General features: G+C 60.5%; 2 protein-coding genes. Both read right to left on the reverse strand.

Translation table 11 applies throughout. The annotated features are described in order from the left end of the window. Nucleotides 1-40 precede the first annotated feature (40 nt). Complete coding sequence (locus tag ADADOO_RS13520; protein WP_511278026.1) at nt 41-1024, reverse strand: HpcH/HpaI aldolase/citrate lyase family protein; 984 nt, start codon at nt 1022-1024, stop codon at nt 41-43. A gap of 126 nt (nt 1025-1150) precedes the next feature. Continuing rightward, on the reverse strand, nt 1151-2085 hold a 935-nt coding region (locus tag ADADOO_RS13525; RefSeq protein WP_511278027.1), incomplete at its 5' end, for a malate dehydrogenase.

Genomic DNA, 2085 nt, shown 5'->3' on the forward strand with positions numbered 1-2085 from the left:
GATGGGCAGCGGCGGCTCAGTGCTACGGTCAACCGGAATTTCAGGCAAAAAAGCGAATCCTCGCAGCAGCCGGAATGTCCATACCGGTGACGTGGGCGCGGTCGAGCAGCTCCCAGTAGTAGCGGTAGGAGGCGCGGTCGTGCAGCTTGCCTTCATGCTGGATGGGGCCCCAGTCCTTGTCCTGGGCGGCAATCAGGATCTCGGCGGCAGCCTGCATTTCGGAGAAGTCGGGGCGCATGGCTTCAATGATCGGCATGATCTGGTTCGGGTGGATGCTCCACATGCGCAGATAGCCGAATTCGCTGCGGGCACGCCGGGCGTCGTTGCGGATGTACTCGATATCCTTGAGTTCGGTCGTCACGTTGTGCGCAGGCACGACACCGTAGGCCAGGGCGGCGGCGCTGATTTCGCACTTGGCGCGGGCGACCAGCGGGTGGTCGAACTGGCCGGGACTCTTCATCGCACTACCAGGGATGGCACCATGGTGACCCGAGACAAAATCCATCAGGCCGAAATCCAGGCTCTCGACACCGGGCTGGGCGGCGATTTCCCAGACGTCGCGCAAGGCACCATGGGTTTCAATCAGCACATGAACCGGAATCCTGCGGTCAACGCCAAAATGCTGCTCAATTTCACGTAAAGCTTCGATCTGCACCTGAACATCGCCGGCGCTGCAGGGCTTGGGCAGCGTGATAAACGGCAGCCTGCTGGCGGCAATGCCGACCAGGATTTCCATGTCCTGTCGCCAGTGCGGGTGGGTGACGTCATGCACCCGCGCGCCGACCCGGTTGAAACGATTGTCGTCGCTCATGATTACGCCCGCGGCCATTTCGGCATGCTCACGCTCGGCCCCGGAATGGGCGCCATCTTCACAATCGCAGGTGATGTCGAAGATCGGACCGAGTTCGTTCTGCAATTGCAGCGCCTTTTTCATCAGCTTTTCCGAGCCGGCATAATGGTCGACTGCGGGCAGGATGGGGAAGGGCTTCTCTCCGGCAAAAAGAACGGCTTTCGGGTGGCGCATGTTAGATGTAAGTCGCTGGTTATTAGTCGTTAGCTATTCGTGAGCTGGAAATGAAAAAGGCCACGGTATTTTACCGCGGCCCTTGCTTGCTTTTGCTAGCGACTAACCACTAGCAGCGACCAACTATCAGAGCATGTCCTTGACGGCTTCGGCTTCGTCAGTCAGTTCCTTGAGCGTGATGTTGATCTTCTCGCGGCTGTACTCGTCGATTTCCAGGCCCTGGATGATGGTGAACTTGCCACCCTTGCACTCGCACGGGAAGCCGAACACGATGCCGGTCGGGATGCCGTAGGAACCATCAGACGGAACGCCCATGGTGACCCACTCGTCGGAGCCGAGGACCCAGTCACGGACGTGGTCGATGGCGGCGTTGGCGGCGGAAGCAGCCGAGGACAGGCCACGGGCCTCGATGATGGCGGCGCCGCGCTTGCCGACGGTCGGCAGGAAGACGTCGTTGTTCCAGGCGTGGTCGTTGACCAGAGCCTTGACGCTGTCGCCATTGGAGGTGCAGAAACGGTAGTCAGCGTACATCGTCGGCGAGTGGTTACCCCAAACCACCAGCTTCTTCAGCGAAGAAACGGCACGACCGGTCTTGCCGGCCAGTTGCGACAGGGCGCGGTTGTGGTCCAGACGCAGCATGCCGTGGTAATTGTTCGGGTTGGTGCGGCCAACCTTCTTGGCGGCGGCGGCGGCGATGAAGGCATTGGTGTTACATGGGTTGCCGACGACCAGAACCTTGACGTCTTCCTTGGCATTCTCGGCGATGGCCTTGCCCTGAACGGTGAAGATCGCCCCGTTGGCGGTCAACAGGTCGGCGCGTTCCATACCCTTGGTGCGCGGACGGGCGCCAACCAGCAAGCAGACGTCGGCATCCTTGAAGGCAACATTCGGATCATCGGTAGCCACCATGCCAGCAAGCAGCGGGAAGGCACAGTCTTCCAGCTCCATCATGACGCCCTTGACGGCTTGCTGCGCTTGCGGCAGGTCGAGCAACTGAAGGATGACCGGCTGGTCTTTGCCGAGCATTTCGCCGGAGGCGATGCGGAACAGCAGGCTATAAC

Origin of the sequence: Azonexus sp., from assembly GCF_036170495.1 — a bacterium.
Classification (GTDB): domain Bacteria; phylum Pseudomonadota; class Gammaproteobacteria; order Burkholderiales; family Rhodocyclaceae; genus Azonexus.

What these genes read in the sequence shown, in the direction of transcription:
- ADADOO_RS13520 (WP_511278026.1), bottom strand. Translation starts at nt 1,024, where the DNA reads ATGCGCCACCCGAAAGCCGTTCTTTTTGCCGGAGAGAAGCCCTTCCCC.